This window comes from Anoxybacillus gonensis, assembly GCF_001187595.1.
Classification (GTDB): domain Bacteria; phylum Bacillota; class Bacilli; order Bacillales; family Anoxybacillaceae; genus Anoxybacillus; species Anoxybacillus gonensis.
The window spans coordinates 244,218-268,957 of record NZ_CP012152.1 but is presented as its reverse complement, the minus strand read 5'-3'; the positions used below and the strand labels follow the sequence as shown (position 1 = coordinate 268,957).

At 42.3% G+C, this 24,740-nt stretch carries 22 protein-coding genes and 1 riboswitch; of the genes, 7 read left to right on the top strand and 15 right to left on the bottom strand.

Going from position 1 to position 24,740, the window contains the following annotated elements; all coding sequences use genetic code 11:
* The first annotated feature begins 66 nt into the window (after window positions 1-66).
* From AFK25_RS01475 to AFK25_RS01460, 4 genes are all read left to right on the top strand, one after another.
* On the top strand, window positions 67-738 hold the full coding sequence (locus AFK25_RS01475; protein ID WP_019418075.1) for a response regulator transcription factor: 672 nt from the start codon (window positions 67-69) through the stop codon (window positions 736-738).
* Window positions 728-2,098 carry a sensor histidine kinase gene (locus AFK25_RS01470; RefSeq protein ID WP_035063767.1) on the top strand — a complete coding sequence of 457 codons (1,371 nt, stop codon included), beginning with the start codon at window positions 728-730 and terminating at the stop codon, window positions 2,096-2,098. Before AFK25_RS01475 ends, AFK25_RS01470 begins: the two co-directional genes overlap by 11 nt.
* Before the next feature lie 85 nt (window positions 2,099-2,183).
* Window positions 2,184-2,666, top strand: coding sequence for a hypothetical protein (locus AFK25_RS01465; protein ID WP_019418077.1), 483 nt, complete (start codon window positions 2,184-2,186; stop codon window positions 2,664-2,666).
* A gap of 1 nt (window position 2,667) precedes the next feature.
* On the top strand, window positions 2,668-3,300 hold the full coding sequence (locus AFK25_RS01460; RefSeq protein WP_026011759.1) for a PspA/IM30 family protein: 633 nt from the start codon (window positions 2,668-2,670) through the stop codon (window positions 3,298-3,300).
* 36 nt (window positions 3,301-3,336) lie between these two features.
* On the opposite strand, the gene AFK25_RS01455 is transcribed toward AFK25_RS01460, so the two are convergent.
* The 8 genes from AFK25_RS01455 to AFK25_RS01420 form a co-directional block, all read right to left on the bottom strand.
* A complete protein-coding gene (locus tag AFK25_RS01455; protein WP_035063769.1) occupies window positions 3,337-4,026 on the bottom strand; it encodes a hypothetical protein in 690 nt (229 codons plus the stop codon).
* Window positions 4,027-4,087: 61 nt separating this feature from the next.
* The gene (locus AFK25_RS01450) at window positions 4,088-5,596 is read right to left on the bottom strand and encodes an HD-GYP domain-containing protein (RefSeq protein ID WP_035063772.1); all 1,509 of its coding nucleotides are present in this window, start codon (window positions 5,594-5,596) and stop codon (window positions 4,088-4,090) included.
* A 116-nt stretch (window positions 5,597-5,712) separates the two neighbouring features.
* Window positions 5,713-6,012: a cytochrome aa3 quinol oxidase subunit IV gene (gene qoxD, locus AFK25_RS01445; protein ID WP_009361852.1), complete on the bottom strand. Its 300-nt coding sequence runs from the start codon at window positions 6,010-6,012 to the stop codon at window positions 5,713-5,715.
* Window positions 6,013-6,618 carry a cytochrome aa3 quinol oxidase subunit III gene (gene qoxC, locus AFK25_RS01440; RefSeq protein ID WP_009361853.1) on the bottom strand — a complete coding sequence of 202 codons (606 nt, stop codon included), beginning with the start codon at window positions 6,616-6,618 and terminating at the stop codon, window positions 6,013-6,015.
* Window positions 6,608-8,584: a cytochrome aa3 quinol oxidase subunit I gene (qoxB, locus tag AFK25_RS01435; RefSeq protein ID WP_035063775.1), complete on the bottom strand. Its 1,977-nt coding sequence runs from the start codon at window positions 8,582-8,584 to the stop codon at window positions 6,608-6,610. The genes qoxC and qoxB overlap by 11 nt, the downstream gene beginning before the upstream one ends.
* On the bottom strand, window positions 8,574-9,545 hold the full coding sequence (qoxA, locus tag AFK25_RS01430; protein WP_035063778.1) for a cytochrome aa3 quinol oxidase subunit II: 972 nt from the start codon (window positions 9,543-9,545) through the stop codon (window positions 8,574-8,576). The genes qoxB and qoxA overlap by 11 nt, the downstream gene beginning before the upstream one ends.
* Before the next feature lie 373 nt (window positions 9,546-9,918).
* Window positions 9,919-11,268, bottom strand: a complete 1,350-nt coding sequence (locus AFK25_RS01425; RefSeq protein ID WP_035063781.1) for an aldehyde dehydrogenase — start codon at window positions 11,266-11,268, stop codon at window positions 9,919-9,921.
* 80 nt (window positions 11,269-11,348) lie between these two features.
* Window positions 11,349-11,651, bottom strand: a complete 303-nt coding sequence (locus AFK25_RS01420; protein ID WP_009360715.1) for an ArsR/SmtB family transcription factor — start codon at window positions 11,649-11,651, stop codon at window positions 11,349-11,351.
* A 359-nt stretch (window positions 11,652-12,010) separates the two neighbouring features.
* Here AFK25_RS01420 and AFK25_RS01415 point away from each other — a divergent pair, with 359 nt between their 5' ends.
* Entirely contained in the window at window positions 12,011-12,493 is a 483-nt protein-coding gene (locus AFK25_RS01415; RefSeq protein ID WP_035063784.1) for a DUF2730 family protein, read from the top strand.
* A 39-nt stretch (window positions 12,494-12,532) separates the two neighbouring features.
* On the opposite strand, the gene gatB is transcribed toward AFK25_RS01415, so the two are convergent.
* The 4 genes from gatB to AFK25_RS01395 form a co-directional block, all read right to left on the bottom strand.
* Window positions 12,533-13,963 carry an Asp-tRNA(Asn)/Glu-tRNA(Gln) amidotransferase subunit GatB gene (gene gatB, locus AFK25_RS01410; protein WP_035063786.1) on the bottom strand — a complete coding sequence of 477 codons (1,431 nt, stop codon included), beginning with the start codon at window positions 13,961-13,963 and terminating at the stop codon, window positions 12,533-12,535.
* 14 nt (window positions 13,964-13,977) lie between these two features.
* The gene (gene gatA, locus AFK25_RS01405) at window positions 13,978-15,435 is read right to left on the bottom strand and encodes an Asp-tRNA(Asn)/Glu-tRNA(Gln) amidotransferase subunit GatA (RefSeq protein WP_009360718.1); all 1,458 of its coding nucleotides are present in this window, start codon (window positions 15,433-15,435) and stop codon (window positions 13,978-13,980) included.
* 12 nt (window positions 15,436-15,447) lie between these two features.
* A complete protein-coding gene (gene gatC, locus AFK25_RS01400; RefSeq protein ID WP_009360719.1) occupies window positions 15,448-15,738 on the bottom strand; it encodes an Asp-tRNA(Asn)/Glu-tRNA(Gln) amidotransferase subunit GatC in 291 nt (96 codons plus the stop codon).
* Window positions 15,739-15,877: 139 nt separating this feature from the next.
* The gene (locus AFK25_RS01395) at window positions 15,878-17,332 is read right to left on the bottom strand and encodes an alanine/glycine:cation symporter family protein (protein ID WP_009360720.1); all 1,455 of its coding nucleotides are present in this window, start codon (window positions 17,330-17,332) and stop codon (window positions 15,878-15,880) included.
* A gap of 153 nt (window positions 17,333-17,485) precedes the next feature.
* Window positions 17,486-17,587: riboswitch (purine riboswitch) on the top strand.
* A gap of 22 nt (window positions 17,588-17,609) precedes the next feature.
* Here AFK25_RS01395 and ade point away from each other — a divergent pair.
* A complete protein-coding gene (ade, locus tag AFK25_RS01390; RefSeq protein ID WP_035063788.1) occupies window positions 17,610-19,322 on the top strand; it encodes an adenine deaminase in 1,713 nt (570 codons plus the stop codon).
* A 68-nt stretch (window positions 19,323-19,390) separates the two neighbouring features.
* Window positions 19,391-19,912 (top strand): hypothetical protein, encoded by a 522-nt coding sequence (locus AFK25_RS01385; protein WP_026011762.1) that lies wholly within the window; start codon window positions 19,391-19,393, stop codon window positions 19,910-19,912.
* A 36-nt stretch (window positions 19,913-19,948) separates the two neighbouring features.
* Here AFK25_RS01385 and pruA read toward each other — a convergent pair whose 3' ends face one another.
* The 3 genes from pruA to ligA form a co-directional block, all read right to left on the bottom strand.
* Complete coding sequence (gene pruA, locus AFK25_RS01380; protein WP_035063790.1) at window positions 19,949-21,496, bottom strand: L-glutamate gamma-semialdehyde dehydrogenase; 1,548 nt, start codon at window positions 21,494-21,496, stop codon at window positions 19,949-19,951.
* Window positions 21,497-21,582: 86 nt separating this feature from the next.
* A complete protein-coding gene (locus AFK25_RS01375; protein WP_009360724.1) occupies window positions 21,583-22,716 on the bottom strand; it encodes a CamS family sex pheromone protein in 1,134 nt (377 codons plus the stop codon).
* Between the two features lie 15 nt (window positions 22,717-22,731).
* Window positions 22,732-24,738, bottom strand: a complete 2,007-nt coding sequence (ligA, locus tag AFK25_RS01370; protein ID WP_026011763.1) for an NAD-dependent DNA ligase LigA — start codon at window positions 24,736-24,738, stop codon at window positions 22,732-22,734.
* Between the last annotated feature and the right edge of the window lie 2 nt (window positions 24,739-24,740).

The following is a 24,740-nucleotide window of genomic DNA, read 5'->3' as shown; positions in this document are numbered from 1 at the left end:
TTTTATGTCGTTTTCACCTGTTTTTCATCGGGATTTGGTATGATGAAAGAAAAAAAGGTGAGAAGAATGAAAGTGTTGCTTGCAGAAGATGATGTATATTTAGGTGAACTGATCGTCCATTTGTTGAAGAAAAAAGGTGTCGAACATGTTGATTGGGTACAAGAAGGAGAAGATGCTTACGATTATGCACTCGCTTCGTTTTATGATGTGATTATTTTAGATTGGATGTTACCAAACGGTGATGGCGTTAGCGTATGTCAACGTTTAAGAAAACATGGCTATCACGGAGCCATTTTAATGTTAACAGCGAAAGATGCGGTACAAGACCGCGTCGAAGGGTTAGAAGCCGGAGCAGATGATTACTTAGTAAAGCCGTTTGAAATCGATGAGCTCATAGCACGCCTTAAAGCGTTATCGCGGCGCACATTTGCACCAATTCAAGAAGAAATTGTCCGCTGGGGAGCGTTTGAAGTCAACCGTACAACTCATACATTGACGAAAAATGGAGAACAAATGATATTAACCCCACGTGAATTTCAACTACTCGATTTATTACTGCAAAACAAAGGTCGGGTGTTAACGCGCGACATTATTCTTGATCGTATTTGGGGTTATGACGCAGACGTCTCGATGAAAACGATTGATGCAACCGTGAAGTTGTTGCGTAAAAAAATTGGAGATGAACAACAACAGCTCATTAAAACGGTGCGCGGGGTGGGATATACCATTGAAAAATAACATTCGTTCTTTTTTCAATCATTCCGATATGTTTCACCGCACACAATGGCGCTTAACTGCCACATACAGCGGGATTCTTATCGTGTTTTTAGCCATTTTTATTGCGGTTGTTTCTTTCCTTATTCATACCGTCATGACAAATGACCAAGAGCGACGCATTCGTATGCTCGCTGAACAAGAAGGACAAACGATTCAAACCTTGCTTACAGAGCAGCCGTTCATCGGTTGGCCAACAGATCAAAATGTCATTTTTTTAAGTGAAGACCAACTGTTTTTTTACGTCGTGGATGCACGCGGACGGTTGATGATGGGGGATGAAGTGAATAAAGGATTGCGACCGCTTCTCCTCTCTACACTTCAACCGTGGACGCCAGAAAAAAATGAATTAAGATATGTAGACATTCATATCCCTCACCATCAGCACGAATTGAAACGATTTCGTGCCGATGAATTAAAAATATTAACTGTCGCTCGCCCCTTAATTGTCGATCGACAACTCGTCGGCGTGCTATATGTCGGTATGGATGTGACAAGCATGTTTCGTTTGCTCAAATGGTCAACATTCATTTTACTCAGCCTCGGCGTGTTATTTATCGCGGTCGCTGTTGCTTTTAGCTATTTCATGTCTAAACGTGCGCTCGTTCCAATTCAAGACGCATACAATCGCCAACGTCAATTTGTCGCCGATGCTTCTCATGAACTGCGGACGCCACTTAGCGTCATTTTTTCTTCTGTAGAAGCATTGAAAATGGATATGTCGTTAACGTCCGATGCATTTAGTCGTAAAACGATTGAACGTCTAGGAGATGAGACAAAACGAATGACTAACCTCATTAACGACCTTCTCACCCTTGCACGAACAGACGACGCAAAGCTTCAGATCGAAAAAAAACCGTTTGATTTGCAGGCATGTGCCCAACATACGCTGCATTCGTTACAAGAGCTTGCAAATAAAAAGAACATTACGCTTCAGTTTCATACGTCTGAACAAATTGAATTCGTCGGGGATGAAGATAAATGCACACAGCTGTTGTACATTTTGCTTGATAATGCCATCAAATATACTCCTGAAGGTGGAACAGTTTCCCTTTCTTTCAAACAATATGTGACGAAACAACGAAAAGTTGTAGAAATTTCCGTTTCTGACACAGGGATTGGCATTGCACCTGAACACCTTCCTCATATTTTTGATCGCTTTTACCGTGCAGACAAAGCGCGAACACGGCAAATTGGCGGCCACGGTCTTGGACTTTCCATCGCAAAATGGATTGTTGAAGCACATAACGGACACATTCAAGTTGAAAGCGAAGTGGGGAAAGGAACAACATTTACTCTCACTTTTCCGAATGAACGTGCATAAATGTCGCACGTTTTTTTCTTTTTCACCTAATTTTCTCTTTTCGCTTGTACAATTCAAACTGTAAACAACAAAGGAGGTGAGTGATGTGAAAAAACGAACCCTTTTCTTTTTGCTAGGTGGACTAGTTGTCGTCGCCGTATTCGCACACGTCGCTACTTATTTCATTCACATCGGTTGGAGCGGACGAATGCCGGCAGAGCACATGATGGGAATGGGGAAACATCATCGCGCATTTGGCCACCACGGTCCACAAATGATGCGACCACACGGCATGCCAATGTTCGGATGGATTCCTTTCCTTATTCAGTTGGCATTCGTCATCATCGGATGGATCGTGTGGAAAACGACGAAAAGCGGCGGCAAATGGATTGGCGGGGCGCTCATGGCGATCGGGCTCGTTGGTCTTTTACCGAAAGCGTTGCTTGCTGTCCTAGCTATTGTTGCAGCTTACGTGTTGTTTAGAAGCAAAACGAAACCAGCGCCTGCATTTGAACCGTTCGTTTCACCTATTCAAAACCATAGCTTTTTAGATGAATGGGAAAAAACAATAAACAAGGAGGAAAAATAAGATGGGTATTTTTAAACGCGTCAAACATGTCGTCCTTGCCGACTTACATGACATCATTGACAAATGCGAAGATCCGATTCGCATGACGAAACAATACATTCGTGAACTAGAAGAACAGCTTGAAAAAGCACAACAAGCATTAGCGCAGCAATTCGTGTTAGAACAAAAATATGAACGTTTGATCGCAGATGCGAAAGAAATGATTGAAAAACGTGCTCGTCAAGCAAAATTAGCCGTTGAAAAAAATGAAGAGCCGATCGCAAAAATGGCTCTTCAAGAAAAAATCGCTTATGAAAAAAAATTAGAGCTATATACGCAACAATACAATACATTAAAAGAAAAAACAACTGTTTTAACAGAAAAAGTGAAGCAACTGTACGAAACATATGAGCAATTAAAGCTAAAACAAGTGCAGTTAATGACGCGCTTTTATGTTGCCGAGACGATGAAACAAATGGACGAAGCGATGACGTCTTTTCATTACGATCATGTCATAAAAGGTTTTGCGCGTATGGAAGAAAAAGTAATGTTACTTGAAGCAGAAGCAAAAGCTCGCTCTGTCATTCAAACGATGCCCCCTCAATCATTTGATGTAGAAGTCGAGCAACAACTAAAGCAATTAAAAGGCGAGTAATACAAAAGGTGTCCCTCTCCGGACACCTTTTGTATGTTATGTCGTCCATTCATCATGAATAATTCCAACGAGTTTCCATTGACCGTTTTCTTGTTCAAAAACGAGGCGCAAACTTCTCCAATCCATGCCGCTATACTGTGGGTCAAAGCCTGTGAAATGAAATTCGATAAATGATCCGTTTGGATATGCTTGTTGAATGTTGTTAATCATATTTCCTGTCCCAACAACAACATTATTTCCGATCATATGTGGATTCGCAAAATCTACATCATAGACGAAACGATCAAAATAGTCTTGAAACGTGAATTGAATAGGATCGCCTGAACCGTCATATACTCCCCATTGATATACTTGCGTCGAAGCCCAAAGGGAAGGAAGCTGAGAAGCAGAAAACTGCAAATCATTTTGGACATCGACATGTCCATATGGACTAAACCGCACCCCAGCTGTCGAATGGACATAAGAAGCAAGTGTATTCATATCTTTATTTTTTAACGCGGTCACAACATCTAACGCGACAGATAAAAGAGAAGAAGAAATTTTCTTTTCCTCGGTTTTTAATTGCTCGTTTTCTTTTTGAAGCTGTTTATTTTTTTCTTGCAGTTGTTCAATGGCAGATTGTTGTTTTTCAATCGTTCGTTCTAACTGTTTCACGTTCGATGGATCTTGCCCATTCGCGCATCCCGCAAGCAAAAGGAGAAAGCTAATCACGATCCGTTTCACCATCTCACATCCTTTTTCTTTTAGTATATCACTTACATAAAAAAATAGATGCCGTCGTTGGCATCTAACTCACTTTTTCTTGTTCTCTCTCCTTTAAAAAAGAAATAAAACAATCGACCATTTGGGCATCCCATTGTGTCCCACGACCTTCTAACAAAATCGAAACCGCTTTTTCTACATGCATTCCTTTTCGATATGGACGATCAGACGTCATCGCATCGAACGCATCAGCAACCGCGATGATGCGCCCAAAGAGCGGAATGTCCTCCCCTTTTAAGCCATCGGGATACCCTTTCCCATCGATCCGTTCATGATGTGATCGAATGCCCGGAAGCAAATCTTTTACTTCTTCAATCGGCTGCACTTGTCGAATAATGTTTTCACCGAGCACCGGATGTTTTTTAATCCATGCAAATTCCTCATCTGTTAATTTTCCGTCTTTCAATAAAATGTGATCAGGGATACCGATTTTGCCGATATCATGCAAAATCGCAGAACGATATAAACGCGCAAGTTGTTCATTTGTCATTCCTAGCCTTTTACCAATTTCCACAGCATATACCGCAACACGTTGCGAATGACCAGCTGTATATTCATCACGCGCATCGAGCGCTGTCGTCATGACCGAAATAAAACTATTTAATAATTGCTTATTTTTTTCATCTCGTTTGACAATCGCATCGACCATATGATTAAAGCCGTTTGTAAGCTCGGAAAATTCATCAATATACACGTTGTCGCACATCAGTTCATACTCTTTTCTTTGCACGCGGTTCATATATTGAAGCAAATCTTCAATGCTTCGTTCTACATCTTCCGATAAGACACGCGCCGCAAATAAAGAAAACAAAACAGAAATGACTAAAACAACAATCGTCCACGTCCAATAGCCTGAAAACGTATTTTTCCCCTCAGCGAACAATTTGACCTCTGTCGCTAACACAAATAATAAAACTGGGAAAATGCCAATGAATAACACACTTAAGCCAATTTTTATTTTCATCGGAACATATACGACATTTGTTGCTCGGATCGTTTCATGAAACCCGTGCATTCTCCCGATTTGCATCATATCGCCAATGAGCGGGCGCATCGTGCGTAGCGTTAAAAAAAACTCTATCATCGCATGAAGCATTGCAATAAGCAGTGCACCAAATAAAGCATAAACGACATACATATATGGAATGCGCAACACATCTATAAAAATAAGGGAAAGCGTCAACGCAATGGCCGGAATAGAAAGCCCTAAAAAATGTGGAAGCGCAATACGTCTCACTGTAAGAAGCGGAAAGCGCTTCGCCTGGACAAGCGCCCAATAAAACTGTTGTTCCGTTATATTGTTGTCATAAAAAAGACGACGAATCGGATCAATATCTTTTTGAAAGGCGCGATATTCAATAAATAACATGATGCAAAATGAAAAAAATTGAATAAGCAACAACAGCATTAAATCCACTTGGCGAATATGCAATGCCATAACCATTAGCGTACTACCGACACCGACAACTGCCAAAATCGAGCCAATTGTGTAGTTGATAAACAATTTCTTTAACGTTTCCTCATATACACGCACACCCGTCCCTCCTCCCTGCTTTTTTTCATTATAACAAGAATGATGAACAAGTGGGAGGTAGACATGTATATACATGAGTAAAAAATTAAAAAACAACTGGCGTACAACCAGTTGTTTTAATGTGCCGCATGTCCAGACGTTAACACCCAAATCGATCCTGCGACAATGACGATCGCAACGAACACCGCATATGCCATATTAATGACGTTCGTTTTTCCGTCTTCTCCTTCTGTGACGTGCATAAACATAAATAGTTGAAGTCCAGCTTGAATAACCGCGAGTGAACCGATGATCCACATGACAATCGTATATGATACGTTCATTTTCAATGTGACAAACACCGCGACAAACGTTAAAACAAGCGAAAAGAGAAACCCAATCACGTGGCTAACGGGATATTTGCTTTTATGTTCCATTTACCCCACCATCCCTTTTAAATAAACGAACGTAAAAATGAAAATCCAAACGACATCAAGGAAATGCCAATATAAACTAATGATAAACATTTTTCTTGCAGTCATTGGCGTCAACCCGCGTTGAAGGAGTTGAATAATGAGCATAATCGCCCAAATGATTCCGAACGTCACGTGCGCACCGTGCGTGCCAAGCAGCACAAAAAAGCTTGATAAAAATGCGCTCGTTTGCATCGTTGCTCCTTCATGCACGTAATGAATAAACTCACGAATTTCCATAAACAAAAAGCCTGCCCCTAATAAAAGGGTGATAATAAACCAAACGAGCAGTTTTTTCATATCGCGTTGCCGCATGAAAAAAACAGCTAATCCACATGTGAAGCTACTCGTTAACAACAACAACGTTTCAATAAGCACATCGTTCAGCTTAAAAATGTCGCTCGGCGTTGGGCCACCGGCATAGCGGTGACCTAACACACCATAGACGGCAAACAACGTCGCAAATAGCACAATTTCTGCCCCTAGAAAAATCCAAAAACCTAAAATATTTAATCGGTTTTGTTCCGTTTGATATTCCAGTGGAAGAGAATGATTGACGTTAGCCGACATGATTTTCCGTCCCCCCTTCTACGTTTCTCCACGTACGTTCTGTTCGTTTAATCTCATCGACGCTTACATAATAGCCATCATTGTAATCAAACGAACGAATGACAAGCCCGATGACAATCCCAATCGCCGCAACAGCTGCTGCGATATGCGCTTCAAAGACGAGGAAGAAACCTGTAATTCCAAACACGACCGCCATATAAAACGGCAAACCTGAGTTGCTCGGCATATGAATTTTTTTGATGTCGCTTTCTTTCAACGTAAGCGTTTCGCCACGTTTTTTCATATGCCAAAACGCATCTAATTGTTTCACTTCTGGAACGACCGCAAAGTTATAAAATTGTACTGGCGATGCCGTCATCCATTCAAGCGTGCGCGCATCCCATGGATCGTGGGAAACATTGCGCTTCGCATAACGGAAGCTCCAATAAATGTTATAACAAAATACCGCAAAGCCGATCGCCAAAATAATAGAACCGATCGCAGAGACGAGAAACAGCGGCGCAAACCCAGATTCTGCTGAATACGTATATGCCCGACGAACTGCGCCTTTTAAACCGAGGAAAAACATCGGCATAAACGTCACGTTAAATCCGATCGTAAACAACCAGAAGTGATATTTGCCGAGCTTTTCGTTTAACATAAAGCCGAACATTTTTGGCCACCAATAGTACAATCCTGCAAATACCGCAAACACAACGCCTGGAATTAACACGTAATGAAAGTGCGCGACTAAAAATAGCGTATTGTGATATTGGTAATCTGCAGCCGCCATCGCCAACATGACCCCTGTCACTCCACCGATGACGAAGTTTGGCACGAAAGCGAGCGCCCATAACATCGCAGTTGTAAATTGAATGCGTCCTTTTCGCATCGTAAACAACCAGTTAAAAATTTTCACGCCTGTCGGAACGGCAATTAACATCGTTGTAATCGAGAAAAATGAGTTCACCGCAGGACCTGCATCCATCGTGTAAAAATGGTGCACCCACACGATCATGCTTAAAAATGCAATACCAACAATGGAAACGACCATCGATGTATAGCCGAACAACGTTTTTCGTGAAAACGTCGCAATGACTTCAGAGAAAATACCGAACGCCGGCAAAATGACGATATACACTTCTGGGTGGCCCCAAAGCCAAAATAAGTTTGCCCAAAGCATATCGCTTCCGCCTGAAGAAAGCGTAAAGAAATGTGTTCCGTACAAACGGTCAAACGTCATTAACGCTAAGGCAACTGTAAAAATCGGAAATGCCGCGACGATAATAATTGACGTAATGAATGTTGTCCATGTAAACATCGGCATTTTCATCAATGTCATGCTTGGTGCACGCATTTTTAAAATGGTGACAATAAAGTTAATACCGGTCATTAACGTCCCTAATCCTGCAATTTGCAACGCAATCGCATAGTAGTTATTTCCGATGCCTGGGCTAAACTCTTTTCCGGCAAGCGGGAAGTACGACGTCCACCCTGCATCCGGTGAACCGCCGACAACGAACGAAATGTTAAATAACATCGCCCCGCTAAAAAATAGCCAAAAGCTAAGTGCGTTCAACTGCGGAAACGCCACATCGCGCGCTCCAATTTGCAGAGGCACGACGACGTTCATTAAACCGATCAAAAACGGCATCGCCATAAATAAAATCATAATGACGCCATGTGTTGTGAAAATTTCATTGTAATGTTGCGCATCTAAAAAGTTCATTTCTGGGCGCGCCGTTTGCGCCTTCATTAACAACCCGTCAATTCCACCGCGGAAAAACATGAGTACACCTGATAAAATGTACATAATCCCAATTTTTTTATGGTCAACTGTCGTAAGCCATTCGCGCCATAACCAACCCCATTTTTTAAAGTACGTTAATCCAGCGACAATCGCAACGACAGTCAATACAATCGCAATTTGTGAACCGACAAGAAGCGGATCTCCTCCAACAAATATTTCATTCCACTTAATGCCCATGATGTTCACCTCCGCTATCACTCTCTAAAGCTTTTTGTTCCTCATCGTTACAAGTTGATGAGCTTTTGTAGTTATCTTCACGAATAAAAATTTTCCCTTGGTATCCATGCCCGCGATATAATTCTGGATTTGTGTACGTCTTCGAATGCGGATCAGCATGGTTTACCCATTGCAAATGCGTATCAACAAACGTCAATCGTCCTAAATGTGTCGGCAACAACAATTGTTCATATTTTTCTTTCGTTAATTTCGGTGCCGTTTGTTTCACTTCTTCCACCCATTTTTCAAACTCTTGTGGCGTTTGAGCTAACACTTCAAACTGCATATGTGCATACCCTCGTCCGTTAAAGTTTGTATTCCGTCCTTCATACGATCCCGGACGATCTGCGACGACGTATAATTCCGTTTCCATTTTGTTCATCGTATATTTTTGTCCAGCTAGCGCTGGTACCCAAAACGACTGCATCGTAGACGCGGAAGTCATTTTAAATAACACAAGGCGACCTGCTGGAATGTTGACGTAGTTTACCGTTTCAATATTTTGTTCAGGGTAGCTAAAAATCCATTTCCAATCCGCTGACGTCACATGAATGACGAGCGGTTTTTCGTCTTCGTACCCTTTCGGCGGTTTTTCTAAATCATATAACGTTCTCATTGTCGGAATCGTTAGTGCGATGACGATCAAAATCGGAATAACGGTCCATACAATTTCAAGCACCGTGCTTCCATGCTCTTCAGGCGGTTCTTCCCCTTGTCGCTCAGGGCGATCCCGATATTTCCATACGATGTAAGTAAACAATGCAAATACAACGACAACAACGAGAAGCATCCACCAAATCGACCAGTTGATTAGTTCTGTAATACTTCTTGCAGCTGGTCCTTGCGGCTGAAACACAACCATCTCACAGCCACCAAGAAGCGGAAGCAATCCCGCTATCAATAAGGCAAACAAACGCTTCATCTGTCTTCACCTCAACAAAATTGTGATTCATTGAACAAAAAAACAAATACAAAACGAACGAATTTAATTAGCTTTGTAGTATTAACACTATTGAAATGATTTTAACATGTGTTGTAAAAATAATTGTGACGAAAAAAGGAAGGAAGAAACTGCATCGAAGGGAAAATAAGCAGCAAATCGATTGACAAAAAGAAAAACACTTTTCTCAATCTCTAAAAACGAGCGAGAAAAGCGCTATATTTTATATAATACATGGAAATAGAAAAAGAAATCGGTTGTTCATCTGAAATCTTGTCACATTTTCGTTAAATTTTTTTCGAAATTTGTTCAAATTTATCTTCAGAACAAAAAGTGCCCCTTTAGGAACACTTTTTTATTTCAGCAGCTTTCGTACCCACTTGAGCGCATTTGGAAAGTTTGGATAGCGCAACGGGATATCGAATTTCGTTGTTTGTTTTAATACGCTTTTGTAGTGGGTGAACGCATCAAAGCTTGCTTTTCCATGATATGCACCGATGCCGCTTTGTCCGACCCCACCAAACGGCAAATGAGGATTAGCAACATGTACAACCGTATCGTTTATACATCCCCCGCCGAAATGAACTTGCTGTAATATTTGTTGTTGTACGTCACGATCTTCGGTGAACAAATAAAGCGCGAGCGGTTTTTCGTAGTCGTTGATCATTTGAATTGCTTCATCAATCGTTTCAAACGTAAGAATGGGCAAGATAGGGCCGAAAATTTCTTCTTGCATCACAGCATCATCCCGTGTTATATCGTCAAGCAATGTCGGTTCAATCCAACGTTGCTCGATGTCGTATGTTCCACCGTGTAAAACTGTACCGTTTGCTAAGAAGCGAACGAGCCGTTCTGTATGTCGCACCGTTACTATACGACTGTACGTATTTTTATCACCGTACAATTGCTCAATATACTGCTTCATTCGCTCAATAAGCAGCGATTTAACAGACGCATGCACGAACACATAATCAGGTGCAATACACGTTTGTCCCGCATTTAAAAACTTCCCCCATACGATCCGCTTCGCAGCCAAGTCGATATGGGCAGAAGCATCGACGATCGCAGGACTTTTCCCACCAAGTTCTAATGTGACAGGCGTCAAATGTTTTGCGGCAGCAGCCATTACCATTTTCCCTACGGACACGCTTCCTGTGAAAAAAATATGGTCAAAAGGCAAGTCAAGTAGCTTTTGACTAACGTCTACACCCCCTTCTACGACAGCCACATATTCCTCTGAAAACGCCTCGGAAACAATCGCTTTCAACAAAGACGACGTCTCAGGTGTATATTCAGACGGCTTGACAATCGCACAATTTCCTGCGGCGATCGCTCCAATGAGCGGACTGATCGCAAGCTGAAATGGATAATTCCATGGCGCAATAATTAAACTGACACCGTATGGCTCTGGATATATGTAACTTTTTGATCCAAAGTGTGTCAATGGCGTCGGTACACGTTGCGGCTTCATCCAATCGCTTAGACGTTTCATTACAAAACGAATCTCTTCATACACGATCCCGATTTCTGTCGTATACGCTTCAAATAGGGATTTATGCAACTCTTTTTTTAACGTGTCGGTGATCGCCTGTTCATACTTTTTTATTGTTTCTTTCAAACGTGTTAATTGCTTTAAGCGAAACTCAAGAGAAAGCGTTTCGCCTGTTTGAAAATAATGCTTTTGTTTTTGAAGTAGCTGCTCCATGTTTCTCCCCCTTATCACACCTCATTTTCAAGTGTTTAAAAACTTAAACATATAAATTGAAAAAGTTGGCCTTTAGTCATCTAAAGGCACTCATTTTCTACAGCTTGAATCAATTCTTTTAATAATTCAACCGCCTTTTCAATTGACAACACATAATATCGTAATGTCCCTTTTTGTTCTACTGACACTAGTCCTTGATCCCGCAAAATTTTTAAATGATGCGAAATCGCTGGACGAGATAAACTTGACCGTTCTGTAATTTCATTGACTGTCAGCTTATCGTGTTCTGCAAGCAACAATACAATATCTTGACGGTGAGGATCGCTTAACGCTTGAAATAACGGTATGCACGATCGAAACACCTCGATCGCCTTTTGTCCCATTCCTCTCTTCCTTTCTTTTGTTTAAAAGTTTAAACATTTGATAAAATCATCATATTCTCTTTTTCTCTGTTTGTCAACTCTTCTTCATCTCTCTAACCGTTCCAAAAGTACCTTTTAGTCTCCCGTTTTTCCGCCACAACATTTCTTGTTTTACTAGCTATAAAGTCATGCAGCGTGAAAGTAATTAGCTTCAATCACTACTTTTTTCTTCTACTTCTTGTCATCGATTCGCCAGCCGTTCTCTACTAAAACATCGTTTAGGAAATGTTCTCTATAAGCAGCTTGACGAAAAAATGAAGTGTTCGCTAGTCATCCGCTGTCGATTCGTGTAAAATGGAAACGAAAAGGAGGTGAACGATATGGTCGAACAGTTGCTTTATGAAATCCTTCACGAAGTAAAAGCAACTCGAGAAAAAGTCGAATCGCTAGAAAAACGAGTGGAAGCAGTGGAGAAAAAGGTGGAATCTCTTGAAAAAGAAGTATCTTCCTTACGCGAACAAGTTCAAGCACTTGACGAAAAAGTTCAAACGCTCGATGGCAAAGTCCTAGCACTTGACGAAAAAATCCAAGCACTCGATGAGAAAGTACAACTGCTTGACGAACGGACACTCGAAACGAAAGAGATTTGCGAAGCGGTTCGTCACGGTCAAGAGGTGCTCGCCGCAAAATACGATGCACTCGCACTCGATGTCCACAACATGCAAGGAAACATCACCCGCTTAACCAACATACTCGAAGAGAAAGTACTCTCTGCCCTCACTGACCACGAATCGAGCATCCAAGTATTAAACAATCGTGTATTTAAAGTAGAAAGCACCTTGCAAAAGCTTGTTCATCTGTAAGAAAAGCGGCATTGTCCGAGGGACAACGCCGCTTTTTCATTATCGTTTATTTATCTCTTCAAGCAATAGCTTATTCACAAGCGGTGGGTTTGCCTGTCCTTTTGTTGCTTTCATAATTTGACCGACTAAGAAGCCGATCGCACGGTCTTTTCCGTTTTTAAAGTCTTCAATCGATTGTGGATTCGCATCGAGCACTTCCAATACGATTTTGCGCAACGTTGCTTCGTCAGAAATTTGCACAAGCCCTTGCTCTTTGACGATTTGCTCTGGATCGCCACCTTTTTCAACAAGTTCTTTAAAGATTTTCTTCGCAATTTTTGACGAAATCGTACCGTTTTGAATGAGTTTAATCATGCCTGCTAAACTTTCTGGCGTTAACGCAATGTCATGCAATTCTTTTTGTTCTGCGTTTAAATAGGCAGATACTTCAACCATCAGCCAGTTCGATGCAAGCTTCGGGTCCGCTCCATTTGCAACCGTTGCTTCAAAGAAATCTGCCATTTCTTTTGTCAATGTTAACACTTTCGCATCGTACTCTGGCAAACCAAGTTCCTCAATGTACCGTTTTTTCCGTGCATCTGGAAGCTCTGGAATCGATGCGCGTACACGTTCTTTCCATTCATCGTCAATATAAAGCATCACTAAATCTGGCTCTGGGAAGTAACGATAGTCTTCTGAACCTTCTTTTGTACGCATTAAAATCGTTGTTTTCGTCGCTTCATCGAAACGGCGCGTTTCTTGTTGGATGACGCCACCAGACAACAAAATTTTCTCTTGGCGTTTCGCCTCGTACTCAAGCCCTTGACGAACGAAGTTAAACGAGTTTAAGTTTTTCAATTCTGTTTTTGTGCCGAATTTGTCTGAGCCGATCGGACGAAGGGAAATGTTCGCATCACAACGAAGCGAACCTTCTTCCATTTTACAATCGGATACACCCGTATATTGAATAATCGACTTTAATTTTTCTAAATACGCATACGCTTCTTCTGGCGAACGAATATCTGGTTCTGATACGATTTCAATGAGCGGTGTGCCTTGGCGGTTAAAGTCAACTAACGAATAACCGTCCCCTGTATGCGTCAGCTTTCCTGCATCTTCTTCTAAATGAATGCGCGTAATACCAATTTTTTTCTTTTTGCCGTTCACTTCAATTTCAATCCAGCCGTTTTGTCCAATCGGTTGATCGTATTGTGAAATTTGGTACGCTTTCGGATTGTCTGGATAAAAGTAGTTTTTCCGGTCAAATTTCGTTTCCGTCGCGATTTCGCAGTTTAATGCCATCGCGGCTTTCATCGCAAATTCAACCGCTTGTTTGTTTAGCACCGGAAGGACGCCTGGGTACCCTAAGTCAATGACGCTCGTTTGTGTGTTTGGGGGCGCTCCGAATGCATTTGGGCTGCTTGAGAAAATTTTCGATTTCGTTTTCAGCTCGACGTGCACTTCAAGTCCGATGACAATTTCAAAATTCATCACTATTTCCCCCCTTACAACGTTGGTTTTTGTTTATGGTAATCTGTTGCTTGTTCGAACGCATGCGCCACGCGGTAAATTGTGCTTTCGTCAAAATGCTTGCCGATAATTTGTAGACCGACTGGCAACCCGTTGACAAATCCGCACGGCACTGAGATGCCTGGAACACCCGCAAGGTTGACTGGAATTGTTAAAATGTCGTTGGCATACATCGTTAACGGATCGTTTGTTTTCTCGCCGATTTTAAACGCTGGCGTTGGCGTTGTTGGCCCAATAATGACGTCGTACTTTGCGAAAATGTTCTCGAAATCTTGTTTAATGAGCGTACGTACTTTTTGAGCTTTTTTGTAATATGCATCATAATAGCCGGAGCTTAACGCGAACGTTCCAAGCATAATACGGCGTTTCACTTCGTTACCGAACCCTTCACTGCGCGTTTGCTTGTACATCTCCATTAAGTTTTTCGCATTGTCTGTCCGATAGCCGTAACGAACACCGTCAAAGCGCGCAAGGTTTGCCGATGCTTCAGAAGACGCTAATAAATAGTACGTCGCAAGCGCATATTTGGAGTGAGGGAGCGATACTTCTTCCCATGTTGCCCCGAGACTTTCTAATACTTTCAGCGCTTGGAAAACGGATTGGCGAACTTCTTCTGATACCCCTTCGCCTACATATTCTTTCGGTACGGCAATTTTTAGCCCTTGAATGTCCCCTGTTAAGGCAGAAACGTAATCTGGTACTTCAACATTGGCTGATGTAGAATCCATCGGATCTAAACCAGAAATGACTTGTAATACATATGCATTATCTTCCACCGTACGTGTAATCGGACCGATTTGGTCAAGTGAAGAGGCAAACGCGACAAGGCCGTAGCGCGATACGCGACCATATGTCGGCTTTAACCCGACGACGCCACAAAACGCAGCTGGTTGGCGAATCGAACCACCTGTATCTGATCCGAGCGCAAACGGCACTTCACCCGCCGCTACCGCCGCAGCCGACCCGCCGCTAGAGCCGCCTGGCACGCGCTCTAAATCCCACGGATTGCGCGTAAGTTGAAACCCAGAGTTTTCTGTCGACGATCCCATCGCAAACTCGTCCATATTTAACTTACCGATCGTTACTGCATCAGCTTGATGTAAACGTTCAACGACTGTAGCATCATAAATCGGATCGAAGTTGTATAAAATTTTACTCGCACACGTTGTGCGCAGCCCTTTTGTCACAATGTTATCTTTAATGCCGATTGGCATCCCGAAAAGTAAGCCAAATTCCTTTTCTGTTGCAAGTTTCTCATCTAACTCTTTTGCTTTCGCACGCGCTTGTTCTTCGTTCAACGTTAAAAACGCTTGTACTTTTTCTTCTACTTCATGAATACGTTTAAACGATTCATCTACTAAATCCGAAACGGAAATCTCTTTTTTATGTAATAAATTGTGCAATTCAGATACACGATAATCGAACAATGACATATTCTTCCCTCCTTACTCTAAAATGGCTGGCACTCGGAATTGTCCGTCTTGATGGTCTGGTGCATTTTTCAATACGTCTTCTAACGGAAGTCCAGCTGTCGGTACATCTTCACGCATCACATTTTTCATATTCAGCACGTGTGATGTTGGCGGAACGTTTTCTGTATCTAACTCGTTTAACTGCTCGGCAAACGTAATAATCGCATCTAATTGCTTCGCAAACATCGCTGCTTCCTCTTCTGTAATCGCTAAGCGCGCCAAATGCGCCACATGCTTGACTTGCTCGATTGAAATTCGTGACATATGTTTCACCTCCGATATTATCGACCTTTCACAATACTATGATGATACCAAACTTTCGCGCAGTGAAGCAACATTTGCCATTCATTTTGTTTACTCATGAATAAACAAAAAAATGAGATGCCCGATTGGACATCTCTCGTTATGACACGCGTTCTTCATCTCGTTTAAAATCATTGACCCAATAGTCCGCGTTTTTAATGCCTAGTTTTGTTGGATCAAACACAGGATCAAGTCCTTGTTCTTTTTGTTCTTCATAATCTTTTAATGCTTGTAACGCTGGTTTTGCCAAAATTAAAATGGCGATTAAGTTTAGCCAAACCATGATACCAAGACCGACATCACCGAGCGCCCATGCTAAGTCTGCTGTTTTTACCGCCCCGTAAAATGTTGCGATTAAAAGCATTATTTTTAATCCCGTCATTAACCACGTTCCGTTTTTCCCACGCATTAAATAAGCGACATTCGTCTCGGCAATGTAATAATACGCCATGATCGTTGTAAATGCGAAGAAAAATAACGCAATCGCAACAAAAGCGGCTCCAAAGCCAGGGAAGATCGTTTCAATCGCAGCTTGTGTATAACCTGGGCCAGGGTTTACCCCTTTTAAGTTTTCAACAATAAATCCACCGCTTGGATTCGCTGTGTTATACATTCCCGTAAATAAAATCATAAACGCTGTAGCTGAACAAACGAGCAGTGTATCGATATATACAGAAAACGCTTGAACGAGCCCTTGTTTCGCTGGATGGGATACTTCAGCAGCGGCCGCTGCATGTGCCCCAGTTCCTTGTCCAGCTTCATTTGAATAAATGCCCCGTTTTACTCCCCATGAAATCGCCATGCCTAAAATACCGCCGAATGCGGAGTCAAACCCTAATGCACTCTTTACAATTAGTGCAAATACCGCTGGCAGCTGTGTAATATTTGCTGCCATAATGATGAGCGCAAGTAAAATGTACGCAAGCGCCATAAAAGGAACGACATATTGCGCTACGGTTGCAATTCGCTTCACCCCACCAAAAATAATGGCACCAAGCAACGCAACAAGCAAAACACCTGTCCATGTCGGACTTAAGCCGAAAGCGTTATTCAATCCCGTCGCGATAGAGTTCGATTGAATGCCCGGCATTAACAATCCAACTGCAATAATTGACGAAATCGCAAATAGCACTGCATACCATTTCCAACCGATCCCCTTTTCGATGTAATACGCAGGGCCACCGCGATATTGCCCATCTTGCTTTACTTTATAAATTTGTGCTAACGTTGACTCAATAAATGCACTTGATGCACCAATAAATGCAATCATCCACATCCAAAATACAGCACCTGGTCCACCAAAAGCGATCGCTGTCGCTGTTCCAGCGATATTTCCTGTTCCTACCCGACCGGAAAGGGCGATCGATAATGCTTGGAACGAAGAAACACCCGCATCGGAGCTTTTCCCTTGAAACATGAGTTTAATCATGTCTTTAAAATGGCGCACTTGTAAAAAGCGGGTAATAATCGAAAATAAAAGACCAACACCAAGACAAAAATAAATCATGACCGGACTCCATAATAATTCATTTAGAAAACCGACAATATTCTCCAAAACATTCATCTCCTTTCTTAAACAAAAGTATTTTACTTTTCAAACTTATTAGAATTATATAACAAAACATTTTTACGAAACAATATCATTTTTTATCGTTTATTCGACATAAATCAAGCATTGACGAAAAAAAAGTGTCAGTGTAGAATGAAAAAAATTTTCAAAAAAACAACTCGTATAATTTCGGAAATATGGTCCGAAAGTTTCTACCAAACGACCGGAAATCGTTTGACTACGGGGATCGCTCCTCGTATCGAGTTGGAGAGGAGGAACATCAATGAAACAACTTGCTGTAGCTTCAAAAAAACAATTAGCCGATGTTGTCGTCAAAAATGGAAAAATTGTCAACGTCTTTACACACGAAATCGTGCAAGCGGATATGGCGATTGCCGATGGAAAAATTGTCGGTATCGGTACATATGATGGGCACACCGTCATTGATGCCAAAGGGAAATACGTTTGCCCTGGGCTAATTGACGGACACGTCCACATTGAATCATCCATGGTTACACCGAGCGAATTTGCTCGCGTCGTCGTTCCACACGGCGTCACAACCGTCATTACCGATCCGCACGAAATTGCGAACGTCGCGGGGACAAAAGGCATCGAATTTATGCTAAACGATTCGAACGACATTCCGCTTGATGTATATGTGATGTTGCCGTCGTGCGTGCCTGCAACCGATTTTGAACACGCTGGTGCAACGCTTCATGCCGAACAGTTAGCACCGTTTTTTTCTCATCCGCGCGTGCTTGGGCTTGCGGAAGTGATGGACTATCCGTCGCTTTTGCAAGGAAAACAACATATGCTCGCTAAACTAACCGCTGCCACAGAAGCAAATAAACTAATCGACGGTCATTTAGCTGGTCTTAATGAAACAGCTGTGAACGTGTACCGAAGCGCCAATGTTCATACCGATCACGAGTGTGTCACGGTAGACGAGGCGCTCGCTCGCGTGCGACGTGGCATGTACGTTTTAATTCGGGAAGGCTCCGTCGCAAAAGATTTACACAAACTACTCCCAGCAGTCAATACGTATAACGCGCGCCGCTTTTTATTTTGTACAGACGATAAGCATATTGACGAACTTGTCACCGAAGGGAGCATCGATCATCATATTCGCCTAGCGATTCAAGCTGGTATAGAGCCGATAACAGCGATTCAAATGGCGACATTAAACGCCGCGGAATGTTATCGCCTATATACGAAAGGCGCTATCGCTCCTGGGTATGATGCCGACTTTTTGCTTGTGGATGATTTACAGTCGTTTTCGATTACGCATGTCTTTAAAAAAGGGACGCTCGTTGCTGAAAACGGATGCGCTACCTTTTCCGTAGCAAAAGCAACTTCGGTTGACAAAACAATTATACAATCCGTTCATACAAAAAAAGTAACAAAAGAAGATGTACAAATTCCATTTACACGCGGAAATTGCGCAAATGTCATTAAAATTGTTCCAAATCATTTGCATACAAAACGGCTCATCACAGAAGTGAACGTCCAACATGGTGTCTTCCAACCGTCACTCGAGCAAGATTTACTAAAACTTGTTGTTGTCGAACGTCACCGTGGGCTTGGAGTCGGTGTTGGCATCGTCAACGGATTCCAATTGAAAAAAGGGGCAATCGCCTCATCCATTGCGCATGATTCACATCACATCATCGCTACCGGAACAAATGATGACGACATCATTACTGCAATTGAACATATACAAAGGATAAACGGCGGGCTTGTCGTCGTCGAAAACGGACGTGTTTTAGCAGACTTGCCGCTTGAAATCGGTGGATTGATGACAGCGAAAAGTTACGAGCAGGTGTTAGAACGGTTACAAGCAATTCACAACGCCTTGACAGCGATTGGGGCAGCAAACGACTTTAATCCATTTATTACGCTCGCCTTTTTAGCGTTGCCTGTCATTCCAGAACTCAAATTAACCGACCAAGGCTTATTTGACGTCTCATCATTTCAATTTATCGATGTGGAGGTATAGAGGGATTTTTCTCCCTCTTTTTGTCGAATGATGTTATAATATGATTGTGTATAAAAGGAGGTGAGAACATGAGTGCACAAGTGTTGGAGAAAATTTTATCCATCGTCACAGACATCCAAAAAGAATTACAAGACGTTCGCGAAGAGCAACGAGCGATCCGCGAAGAACAAATGGCTATTCGAGAAGAACAAATGGCTATTCGAGAAGAGCAGAAAACGTTCCGTGAAGAAATAAACTCTTTGCGGGAAGAGATGAATGCATTCCGCAAAGAGCAACAGTTCATTCGCGAAGAGCAACAAGCATTAAAAAATGGACAAAAAGAGCTTTACGATCTTATGAACGCTCTTCTCCATCGTCAAGAAGAAACTGACGCAAAGCTTGAAGCTTTAACGATGGACGTGCATCATATGCGCGGTGAAATGACAGCAATGAAGCAAGAAATCCACGCACTAAACGAAAAAATTGACTCCCACTACGAACAATTCAACGAACGTCTCAACAATCTCCAACTTGACGTCGATTTCACCGTCCACAAAACAACGATGACTGAGCGAGAACTTTTCAAAATGAGAAATCGGTTGTTTTCATAAAAACCCCTCGCCGAGTAAAAGGCGAGGGGTTTTCTGTTAAAACATTTCTGATACTGTTTTTGCTTGCATATGGAGAAGTAAGTAGTCTGGGCCACCTGCTTTCGAGTCTGTACCAGACATGTTGAATCCACCAAACGGATGGTAGCCGACAATCGCTCCTGTGCAACCACGGTTAAAGTAAAGGTTGCCAACATGGAACTCCTCACGCGCTTTTTCTAAATGGAAGCGGTTGTTTGAAATGACCGCACCTGTTAAGCCGTATTCTGTGTTGTTTGCAATGTCAAGCGCCTGATCGAAGTCTTTTGCTTTCGTAAACGCAACGACTGGTCCGAAAATTTCTTCTTGCATAATGCGCGCTTTCGGATCGACATCTGCAAACACCGTTGGCTGAATGAAGAAGCCTTTCGAGTCGTCTCCTTCGCCACCTGTCATAAGCTTGCCTTCTTGTTTACCAATTTCGATATATTCCATAATTTTGTTATATGCCGATTGATCGATAACCGGTCCCATAAACGTGCTTTGTTCTTCTGGATTGCTGACTTTTAGTTGCTTTGTTAACTCGACAACGCGGTTTAATACTTGATCGTATACGTCTTCAAGCACAACAACGCGCGAGCATGCTGAACATTTTTGACCAGAGAAACCGAATGCCGATGCCACAATTGATTGTGCAGCTAATTCAAGGTCTGCTTCTTTATCAACAACAATCGTGTCTTTTCCGCCCATTTCGGCAATGACGCGCTTGAGCCAAATTTGTCCTGGATGCACTTTAGCGGCACGCTCATAAATACGAATGCCAACATCGCGTGAACCTGTGAAGCTAATAAAACGTGTGCGCGGATGGTCGACTAAATAATCGCCTACTTCCGCACCGCTTCCCGGAATGTAGTTTAATACGCCTGCTGGAAGGCCTGCTTCTTCTAACACTTCTACGAACTTATAAGCAACGACTGGTGTGGCACTTGCTGGCTTTAAAAGCACCGTATTTCCTGTCACAAGCGCTGCAACTGTCGTTCCCGCCATAATTGCAAATGGGAAGTTCCACGGCGAAATGACAACGCCAACGCCAAGCGGAATGTAGAAGAAACGGTTTGTTTCTCCCGGACGACTTTCGACAGGAATGCCGTCTTTTAATTTCAACATTTGGCGAGCATAATATTCCATAAAGTCAATCGCTTCAGCAGTATCTGCATCTGCTTCTTTCCACGGTTTTCCTGCTTCTTTCACAAGCAATGCGGAAAACTCATGTTTGCGACGACGCACAATCGCTGCCGCACGGAACAAAATATCTGCGCGCATTTCTGGCTTCGTTTTGCTCCACCATGTAAATGCCGCATCGGCTGTTTGCATCGCTTTTTCTGCTAAATCTTTATTCGCTTTCGCTACGCGACCGACAACTTCTGTTTTATTCGCTGGATTAATGGAAACAATCTTATCTTCCGTCATGATTCGTTCTCCGCCAATGACAAGCGGATAATCTTGACCGAGATAAGCTTGTACCGTCTTCAATCCTTCTTCAAACGCTTTTTTGTTTGCTTCGATTGTAAAGTCTGTAAATGGTTCATGTTTGTAAGGTTGTACCATATGTAAGCCCCCTTTGTTGAAATTACAAAAGCGTTTTCATACACACAATTTCATTCTAACGGATGGAGCATACATATTCAAATTTTTTATGGTTGGTAGATGTGAACAAACGGTTCATTTTTGTCTGGGCTTTTTATAATGATACTTTCCGGTCCGCGCACCGAAGAAATGTAAACGGAAATCGGCATATAATCAGGCATTTTTTCCATGAGAAGACCTGTGACGTATTGCGTAAATCCAATAACTTCTGTTTTTCCGTAAAACTGCATAACAATGTCGATTGTCAATTGTTGTAGTTGGTCATCACGGTAAAATGCCCTACCGATCACCCCTGTGTAATTCGGAAAAAATTCTTCAATATCGGATTTCAAATTTAAAAACTTGACTAAATCATCGCGATGGTTTTTTTCCGCTTCATCCGATGGAAACACGTAATATTCTTCATTTATTTTTTCCCAATCTTGAATGGCGTTACTTCCTTTATCAACATAACCAACCGCAAAAAAGTGCCCTGGAACAATGGACGATTTCGGTTGTTGTTCAAATAAACCAACAACAATCGGTACTTCTCTTAATCCATCGATTTGACGTAAACGAGAAACGATTTCTTCTGCTGCTTTTTTCCCTTCCTTCTCCATATCGCTTTTTGAAATTTTTACTTCGCGCGGATACCCTTCTTCTGTTTCATAGTAATGGACGGAATTCATCGCAAGCCCGATGACGACTCCACCTAATTGCACTTTATCGTTCCCTGTTTTTATTAAGTAGTTGTGCTCTAAAATATGTGAAATGTAGAGTGGATGTTTTTTATTTTTTTCTTCATTTGTCCCTTCATTTCCGAGCGCAGGATTCAACCCTTCGCCATTTCCTTGTTTTCGCTTAAGCCACGACTCAATCGTTTTTCGATCTAAATATTGTCCTTGTTGAAATAAATATTGTGACGGAGAAAACTTTTCTTGCGCAATGCGCATTAAACCGAGTTCAAATTCATCCATATCTAATCGTGTATTCACATTTTCAACGACAAGTCCCCGCGCCTCTCCGGGTTGAAACGGTAAAATTGTGCGATAATACGAGTTAGAAATGTTGTACTTTGGAATAATCGCCTTTTGTTTTTTATTATCTGTTTCTTGCACAACTTGCTCTTCTTGATTAAATTTTGGCGCGCATGCTGACAAAGTAAGAAGCGTACAAGTGAGCAATATCATCAGCCTTTTCATCGTTCACACCTGCTTTTATTGTTGTATTTCTTGAAGAAAACGCGCTTCATCCCAAATTGTAATGCCAAGCTGTTTCGCTTTTTCTAATTTTGATCCAGCATCTTCACCTACAACGACAACGTCTGTTTTTTTACTGACACTTCCTGTCACTTTTCCACCTAGTGCTTCAATTTTTTCTTTTGCTTCGCTCCGCGACATCGATTGTAACGTGCCTGTTAAAACAAACGTCTTCCCAGCAAACGTTGAGCTTATGTCCGCTGTCCGTTTCGCACCTTTATATGTCATATTGACACCATACGCCCGCAAGCGTTCAAGCAACTGCTTTACTTCTTCTTTTGAAAAATACGTCACAATCGATTCCGCCATTTTCTCACCAATTTCATGAATGGCTGTTAGTTCTTCTTTCGTCGCTTGTTGAAGACGTTCCATCGTTTCAAAATGTTCCGCTAACGTTTTTGCCGCTTTTGCGCCAACGTGGCGAATACCAAGCCCGAACAATAAGCGCTCCAGTGAATTTTGTTTCGATGTTTCAATCGCTTGCAGTAAGTTTGTTGCTGATTTTTCTCCCATTCGTTCTAACGCGACAAGTTTGTCTTTCGTTAACGTATACAAATCCGCCACACTACGAACGAGACCGTGTTCAAATAGTTGAGCGATCACTTTTTCGCCTAATCCGTCAATATTCATCGCTTGGCGTGAAACGAAATGAGTAAGCCCCTCTCGAATTTGTGCCGGACATTGCGGATTGACACAGCGAAGCGCGACTTCATCATCAAGACGAACGAGTTCGCTTGCGCATGCTGGGCAATGCGTCGGCATATCGAAAGGCTTCTCCTGTCCTGTTCGCCGCTCTGGCAATGAACGTACAACCTCTGGAATAATATCGCCCGCTTTTTTAATAACGACGTAATCGCCAAGACGAATATCTTTTTCACGAATGTAGTCTTCATTATGCAGCGATGCACGCTGTACAATCGTGCCTGCCACACGCACAGGCTGTAAAATAGCTGTCGGAGTGACCACACCTGTTCGACCGACACTTAGCTCAATATCAACAAGTTGTGTCACAACTTCTTCAGCCGGAAATTTATAAGCAATGGCCCAGCGTGGACTTTTCGCTGTCGCTCCTAGTTGCTTTTGTTGCGCAAACGCATCTACTTTAATGACGATTCCATCAATATCATACGGCAATGACGCGCGTCGTTCATGCCACTGTTCAATGTAAGACAATACGTCATCTATCGTTTCGCATACTTGCCGAGCCGGATTTGTTTTAAATCCGAGCTCATCTAAATAATGAAGCGACTCACTATGGGAGACGAATCCGAGCTCTTCTGCATTGACGACATGATATACAAATATATCTAACTGACGGGAAGCGACGACTTTTGGATCAAGCTGACGAAGCGATCCGGCTGCCGCATTGCGCGGATTAGCAAACAATTCTTCTCCGTTCATTTTGCGCTTTTCATTTAACTTTTCAAATGATTGGCGTGGCATATATGCTTCCCCACGCACTTCAATCGTCACTTGTTTACGCAATCGAAGCGGCAATGAGCGAATGGTTTTTAAATTTTCCGTAATATCTTCCCCTGTCGTCCCATCTCCGCGCGTTGCTCCTTGTACGAAATAACCATTTTCATAACGGAGCGATACGGCTAAACCGTCAATTTTTAATTCACATACGTAACGGACGTCACCAACTTCTTGGCGTACACGTCGGTCAAAATCTCGTAAATCTCCTTCATGAAAAGCGTTGCTTAAACTAAGCATCGGCACGCGGTGGAGCACCTTGGCAAATCCCTCTAACGGCGCTCCGCCAACGCGTTGCGACGGAGAATCCGTTGTTTTATATTGTGGATATTGCTCCTCTAACTCCATCAATTTTCTCATTAATTCATCGTATTCAGCATCAGAAATAGAAGGTTTGTCTAATACGTAATATTCATAGTTATATTTCTCAATTTGTTGGCGCAATTCAGCAATTTGCTTTTCAACGTCGTGTTGTGTCACATTCTTCATCC

Bases quoted from the DNA above. Each gene is read 5' to 3' on its own strand.
- AFK25_RS01475 (WP_019418075.1), top strand. From the start codon at position 67: ATGAAAGTGTTGCTTGCAGAAGATGATGTATATTTAGGTGAACTGATC.
- AFK25_RS01460 (WP_026011759.1), top strand. From the start codon at position 2,668: ATGGGTATTTTTAAACGCGTCAAACATGTCGTCCTTGCCGACTTACAT.
- AFK25_RS01455 (WP_035063769.1), bottom strand. From the start codon at position 4,026: ATGGTGAAACGGATCGTGATTAGCTTTCTCCTTTTGCTTGCGGGATGC.
- qoxD (WP_009361852.1), bottom strand. From the start codon at position 6,012: ATGGAACATAAAAGCAAATATCCCGTTAGCCACGTGATTGGGTTTCTC.
- qoxC (WP_009361853.1), bottom strand. From the start codon at position 6,618: ATGTCGGCTAACGTCAATCATTCTCTTCCACTGGAATATCAAACGGAA.
- qoxB (WP_035063775.1), bottom strand. From the start codon at position 8,584: ATGGGCATTAAGTGGAATGAAATATTTGTTGGAGGAGATCCGCTTCTT.
- qoxA (WP_035063778.1), bottom strand. From the start codon at position 9,545: ATGAAGCGTTTGTTTGCCTTATTGATAGCGGGATTGCTTCCGCTTCTT.
- AFK25_RS01425 (WP_035063781.1), bottom strand. From the start codon at position 11,268: ATGGAGCAGCTACTTCAAAAACAAAAGCATTATTTTCAAACAGGCGAA.
- AFK25_RS01420 (WP_009360715.1), bottom strand. From the start codon at position 11,651: ATGGGACAAAAGGCGATCGAGGTGTTTCGATCGTGCATACCGTTATTT.
- AFK25_RS01415 (WP_035063784.1), top strand. From the start codon at position 12,011: ATGGTCGAACAGTTGCTTTATGAAATCCTTCACGAAGTAAAAGCAACT.
- gatB (WP_035063786.1), bottom strand. From the start codon at position 13,963: ATGAATTTTGAAATTGTCATCGGACTTGAAGTGCACGTCGAGCTGAAA.
- gatA (WP_009360718.1), bottom strand. From the start codon at position 15,435: ATGTCATTGTTCGATTATCGTGTATCTGAATTGCACAATTTATTACAT.
- gatC (WP_009360719.1), bottom strand. From the start codon at position 15,738: ATGTCACGAATTTCAATCGAGCAAGTCAAGCATGTGGCGCATTTGGCG.
- ade (WP_035063788.1), top strand. From the start codon at position 17,610: ATGAAACAACTTGCTGTAGCTTCAAAAAAACAATTAGCCGATGTTGTC.
- AFK25_RS01385 (WP_026011762.1), top strand. From the start codon at position 19,391: ATGAGTGCACAAGTGTTGGAGAAAATTTTATCCATCGTCACAGACATC.
- pruA (WP_035063790.1), bottom strand. From the start codon at position 21,496: ATGGTACAACCTTACAAACATGAACCATTTACAGACTTTACAATCGAA.
- AFK25_RS01375 (WP_009360724.1), bottom strand. From the start codon at position 22,716: ATGAAAAGGCTGATGATATTGCTCACTTGTACGCTTCTTACTTTGTCA.
- ligA (WP_026011763.1), bottom strand. From the start codon at position 24,738: ATGAAGAATGTGACACAACACGACGTTGAAAAGCAAATTGCTGAATTG.